The organism is Richelia intracellularis HH01, assembly GCF_000350105.1.
Taxonomy (GTDB): domain Bacteria; phylum Cyanobacteriota; class Cyanobacteriia; order Cyanobacteriales; family Nostocaceae; genus Richelia; species Richelia intracellularis.
Window position 1 is genome coordinate 21,016 of sequence record NZ_CAIY01000071.1, and the last position, 6,165, is coordinate 27,180.

A 6,165-nucleotide genomic window follows, 5' to 3' on the forward strand; every position below is an offset into this window, starting at 1 on the left:
CAACTCTAAATTACTATTTGTGATCAAACATGCTCTTGGTAACAGAATTATTTTTAAGCTAATTATCACTTTTATATTAGTTTTTTGGTTAGTTAAGTTGTGATACATTAACTACAACTTTACAAGGGATATAAATAAACCATCATACAATGTAATTTTCATATCATAAATCATGGAAAATGATAGTTGTACAACTAGTAATAATCAAATTAACACTAATAATTTAATGAATACCTATAGGCAATGAGTTTGGCCAAAGGCATCATATTACTGATAAATCATCATTGTACATATATTTCAGATTTATGGAGTAAACGTTGCTAATTTTGTTAATCACTGTAAAGCTCACCATTAATATTTCCCTGCGTACACTGGGTATATTGTCGCAACATAGTAGTTAGCAAATAAGTAGAGACAATAATGATTGTTTGAAGAAAAGTAATTTACCAAGTAATTTTTAGTTAATTAAACAAGTTGTTGAAGAGCTAATGGATGTATTATGGCTTATTTATTCACCAAATGCTAATTCTCATTTATTATATTAAATATTATATTTATATAAAAAGACTTTAAACAAACTTTATATTTCGTTAATTGTTTTATCTTAAATCTAGCATTTATTGTTTTAGTCAAAATAGCTTGCTATATGGCCACTTGACTACATTCTATAGTTTTAGGATATCTCTTGTTAGCTATTATCCTCTTAAGAAGAGTGAAAATTTATAAAGTGGACATGCTAGGTTAAAGGCTAACCCCATCATTGAGAATGATGAGGTAATAAATATTATTTTTTCCTATTCTTTTACTTTCAGTCTTTTCTTTGCCAAAGTATTACAATGGTAACTTGAAGAAAATTTTTATAATTGGTTTTATGATTTCCACTACTTCGGCTGGAACTGAGTATGAAGCAATTATTGGCTTAGAAACCCATTGTCAGCTGAGTACTAATACAAAAATATTTTCTGATAGTTCTACGGCCTTTGGCTCCATTCCCAATACTAATATTGATCCGGTTTGTATGGGTTTACCTGGAATATTACCAGTACTGAATGAAAAAGTCTTAGAATATGCAGTAAAAGCTGGTTTAGCTCTCAACTGTCAAATTGCGGGTTACAGCAAATTTGACCGCAAACAATATTTTTATCCAGACTTACCCAAGAACTATCAAATCTCCCAATACGACTTACCAATTGCTGAAAATGGCTGGCTGGAAATAGAGTTGGTGGACAAACATTTTAACCCAACCCGGAAAAAGATCGGCATTACCCGGCTACATATGGAAGAAGATGCTGGTAAACTAGTGCATGTGGGGAGTGATTGCCTAGCTAGTTCTTCCTACTCCCTTGTAGATTATAACCGTGCGGGTATTCCATTAGTAGAAATTGTTTCAGAACCGGATTTACGTTCTGGAAAGGAGGCTGCTGAATATGCTCAGGAATTACGGCGAATCATGTGCTACCTTGGCATAAGCGACGGTAATATGCAGGAAGGTTCTCTACGTTGTGATGTTAATATTTCCGTGCGTCCATTAGGAAAAAAGGAGTTTGGAGTCAAGGTAGAAATTAAGAACATGAACTCCTTTAATGCAATTCAAAGGGCAATAGATTATGAAATTGAGCGTCAGATAGTAGCTGTTAAAGCTGGTGAAAAAATTCTCCAGGAAACACGTTTGTGGGAAGAAGCTTCCCAACGCACCATTAGTATGCGAATTAAGGAAGGTTCAAGTGATTATCGGTACTTCCCTGAGCCCGATTTAGCACCTATTGAAATATCCTCAGAACAGTTATATGAATGGCGCAAGCAATTGCCAGAATTACCAATGGAAAAACGCAATTACTATGAAGCAAAATTAGGCCTTTCTGCTTATGATGCCAGGATATTAACAGAGGAAAGAGCTACTGCTGAGTATTTTGAAGCCACTATTGCAGCAAATGCTAATCCTAAACAAGCTGCCAACTGGATTACCCAAGATATAGCCGCATATTTAAATAAACAAAAGCTGACAATTGCAGAGTTAGCTTTAACACCAGAGAATCTGGCAAAAGCTATATTATTGATTGAAAATGGGACCATCAGTAATAAAAAAGCCAAAGACAAACTTTCTGAATTATTAGCTGGTAAGTCAGTAGAAGAAGCCTTTAAAGGTGCAGAGCAAATTTCTGAGCCCGCTGTCCTTGAACTTATTATTGACAAAGTCATTGCCGAAAATCCGGGTGAGTTAGAAAAGTATCGTGCTGGGAAAACCAAACTTCTAGGATTCTTCGTAGGCAAGGTTCTCAAAGAAACTAGTGGACGTGCTGATCCTAAATTAACGAACCAATTAGTTTCAAAAAAACTGAGTAGTTAATATTTTGACCTAGATATAAATATAGTTTTAGACTCTATATTAGGGTTTAAATAGAAAAACTCAAAGGTGACGAGAAATTACAACCCATGCATGAAAATTTATAGAACATTTGGAGTGTTTAAGGGATGTCTGATTATTAATTGTTTTTTTCGTTCCCAAAATATATAAGACTCACTACATTCATAATTGATAGAATAACCACTCAGTTATTCCATCCGTATAACTCAAAATCCAGGTAATAAATTAGAGCAAGTAAGGATATATTTTGGTAACCAATAATTATTCAGATAAATATCATCATAATATCTAATTATATTTGTCTGAATAATTAAGTCTTGCTATTACCCACACAGATTATGAAAAAGTTATTAACATAAGTAGTGGTAATTCTTTCATTTCAAATTAGCTAATAAAATAGACCAGTCTGTATACTAGAAGTTGTTATTCATATAATGTTAGAAACATTGAGCAATTCAGAGTATATTTTTTGCTCTGGCATTTCATATGTATAAATTACATGCAATCGGAATGTACATACGGAAAGTGGCAAAGTTATAGATACTAATGGGTGATTTTTATAGGTCACCTCCATCTTCAACCCAATTGTTAATATCTTATAAATATACTTAAATCAACATAATAAGAAGGTCCTATTTATTCGTTAATTAATTAATATATTGATACGGCTAGGGACAGAAGTTAGTAAGCTGATTTGGTATTTAGGAAATAAAGCTAGATAGTGGTGGTTTCTTATTTAAGAATACAGGTAAAATATGACCTAATAGTAAAGCAAAATAACCTTAAGTTTAGCAGTTATAAATACAAGAAGTGATTATCATTTTCTCTTAAAGCGCCATTTTGTCCACAAGCCTGCATAGATTAAGAAGATTTTGTACTATCTTTGGCCAGCATATTACTTATAAATATAAAAATTTAGTCTAAACTCTATTCACTATTTACCCTGGGGAAAATTCTTGAAAAACAATGATACTCCTGCCCCATATTTCCTCGAGTTTTGTACTTAAAATAAAGCTGTTTACATTGGTTAAGGATAGTAGGGTTTTTGTTGCCTGATATTGCTTATAAACATTAATCAAGTGCTTCTCTAATCCAGTTCTTTAATACAACAACAACTTCTTGAATTGTAAACTCATAAGCTTCCTTATTTGCCCTCTTAACTAGTTCAACTTTGTTATTAACTAGAGATTTTCCTGTAATAATTCGGTAAGGAATACCTAATAAATCCGCATCTTTAAATTTAACTCCTGCCCGTTCTTTACGATCATCTATTAAGGTTTCTATCCCTGCTTTATTTAATTCTATGTAAAGCTTTTCAGCAGTCTCTACCTGTTTATCATTATTCATATTGGGTATACAAATAATCACATGGTAGGGAGCAATTGCAACTGGCCAAATTATGCCATCTTTATCATTGGACTGTTCTACGGCAGCTTGTGCTAACCGAGAAACACCTATGCCATAACAACCCATCCATAAAGGTTCTTCTTTACCTTCCTGGTTAGTATATGTTGCCTTCATTACTTGGGAATATTTTATACCAAGCTGAAATATATGCCCCACTTCTATTCCACGAGCACTTTGTAGAGTTTGATGAGGATCATGTACAGCATAATCACCCTTTTTGGCTTTACGTAAATCTACAACAGCTATAGGTTTCTTAAACTGCTCTCCCCAATTTGCTCCTAGGATGTGGTATCCAGGCTCATTTGCCCCGGTGATAAAGTCTTTAAGATCAATAGCAGTTGTATCTGTGAGGCGCAAGAATTTACTATTTACCTGCTTTCTGCTATCAATATAATTGTCTTCTAGATCTGGTGCAATATAACCCAGGGGCAACGACTTAGCTGCCCATTTTACTTGGGACTCTGCATCAGTTTTTGTCATTAAAATAACTGTTTTAGCTTTATATTGGGGAGCAATTTTAGTCAATTCATTTTGTAATTTGATATCATTGACTTCCTGGTCTCCACGGATGCTCACCAACACCAATACAGTAGTTTCATTATTATAAGTGATCTCATACAAGACATTTTTTAACACCTGAGTAGGAGAACACTTAAGGAGATTACAGAGTTTTTCAACTGTATCTGCACTTGGTGTTTTCTGTTTTCCACAATTGGTAAAAATTGAAGTTTCAGCATTTACAGGTAGAGAAATTGCTTTTTCCAGATTTGCTGCATATTTTCCATCTTCTGTATAAAGAACTTCATCTTCCCCAGTTTCTGCCAATATCATAAACTCCTGTGAACCTGAACCACCAATTGATCCTGAATCAGCCTGGACAGACTGGAAAGCCATACCAATACGACGTAGTATATTACTGTAAGCAACATGCATGTTCTGATAGGAGGCTTTTAAACTTTCCTGATTTGCATGGAAAGAATAAGCATCCTTCATAACGAATTCTCGCCCCCGCATTAAACCAAACCTAGGACGAATTTCATCCCTAAATTTGGTCTGAATTTGGTATAGACATATGGGTAGTTGGCGATAAGAACAAATAATATCTCTAGCTACTGTGGTAATTACCTCCTCATGGGTGGGGCCGAGGGCCAAATCATATTTTTTCCTATCGGTGAGAGTAAACATGATACCTTCAGCTTTCGTATAGGCATCCCAACGTCCTGACTCTTTCCACAAATTGGCAGGTTGCAACTGTGGCAAAAGACACTCCTGCGCCCCTGTTATATTCATTTCTTCCCGTACTATCTGAGCAATTTTTTGTATCACTCGCCACATCAATGGTAGATAAGTGTAAATTCCACTACCAATGCGATGAATATATCCGGCTTTAATAAGCAATTTATGACTAGGTATTTCTGCATCCGAGGGCTCATTCCTAAGTGTAACAAGTAACATTTGTGATAATCGCATCGTTTTTCTTGACCTTTAGATTTGCCAATTTAACAATTAAGTTTCAGTGTCAAAGTTTATCTGAAAGTTTAAATCAGTGAGCCACTACCATAATCTATTTAATTTTTTAATTATGGATAAGAGTGTCAAGGCTAGATTTACTCTGACTTGGACTTTATTAAGTATTTCACAGTATGAACAGAAGATTCATGATAGTAAAAAAGCTTATCATTATTATTTAAGCCTGGCCTTATCAATAAAGGGACAATAAGAAATAAGCACTTTATATAAATCTTTCCTAATTTATATAAAGTGCTTGTTTTTAGTTATATATAGTAAATTATAAATAATAAATCTATAATCAATTTTATCTATAATTTACTTTTACTCCACATAATAAACATGTCCCTGAAGCAAACAGGTTAATAAATAACACTCAGGGAAAATTTTATGAATAATATATATAATAATCTCTGAGGCTTCTAATTCATATGATCCCAGATTAACTAATATATACTTTGATAATTATTTATATATCAGAGCTCTTGCATTGTTATTTGGGTCGCTTTTAATCTGGAAATAATGAGTGTATCATAACTATAAAACACTTGCAAAATTAAACTCAGTGTTCATCATTATTAATGATAATCCTTTCATAGTAGAAATAATAGATAAAAATAATTAATACGAAACATAATTGTAATTCATTAAGAGAGCCTAATTTATCACAATTATGATATAAGCCTGATCATAGACCAATTTGAGTTACCTATTTAGGCTATATAATTTCTAACAGTACATTTCTGATGTCAATAACTACGTATTATTAGAATGATTATAAGACTATTATATGGTTAAGAATAATCAACTCCTACAAATATAGGTTACTATTAATTAATAGATATGTTACTGAAATAATAGATACAAGCGTAGATAAGATATTT

2 protein-coding genes are annotated in these 6,165 nt (G+C 33.1%); one reads left to right on the forward strand and one right to left on the reverse strand.

Annotation, left to right across the window (positions count from 1 at the left end; all coding sequences use genetic code 11):
- Positions 1-871: 871 nt before the first annotated feature.
- Complete coding sequence (gene gatB / locus RINTHH_RS07985) at positions 872-2,347, forward strand: Asp-tRNA(Asn)/Glu-tRNA(Gln) amidotransferase subunit GatB (RefSeq protein ID WP_044304893.1); 1,476 nt, start codon at positions 872-874, stop codon at positions 2,345-2,347.
- A gap of 1,089 nt (positions 2,348-3,436) precedes the next feature.
- On the opposite strand, the gene RINTHH_RS07990 is transcribed toward gatB, so the two are convergent.
- Positions 3,437-5,242: a proline--tRNA ligase gene (locus RINTHH_RS07990; protein ID WP_008235155.1), complete on the reverse strand. Its 1,806-nt coding sequence runs from the start codon at positions 5,240-5,242 to the stop codon at positions 3,437-3,439.
- Positions 5,243-6,165 lie beyond the last annotated feature (923 nt).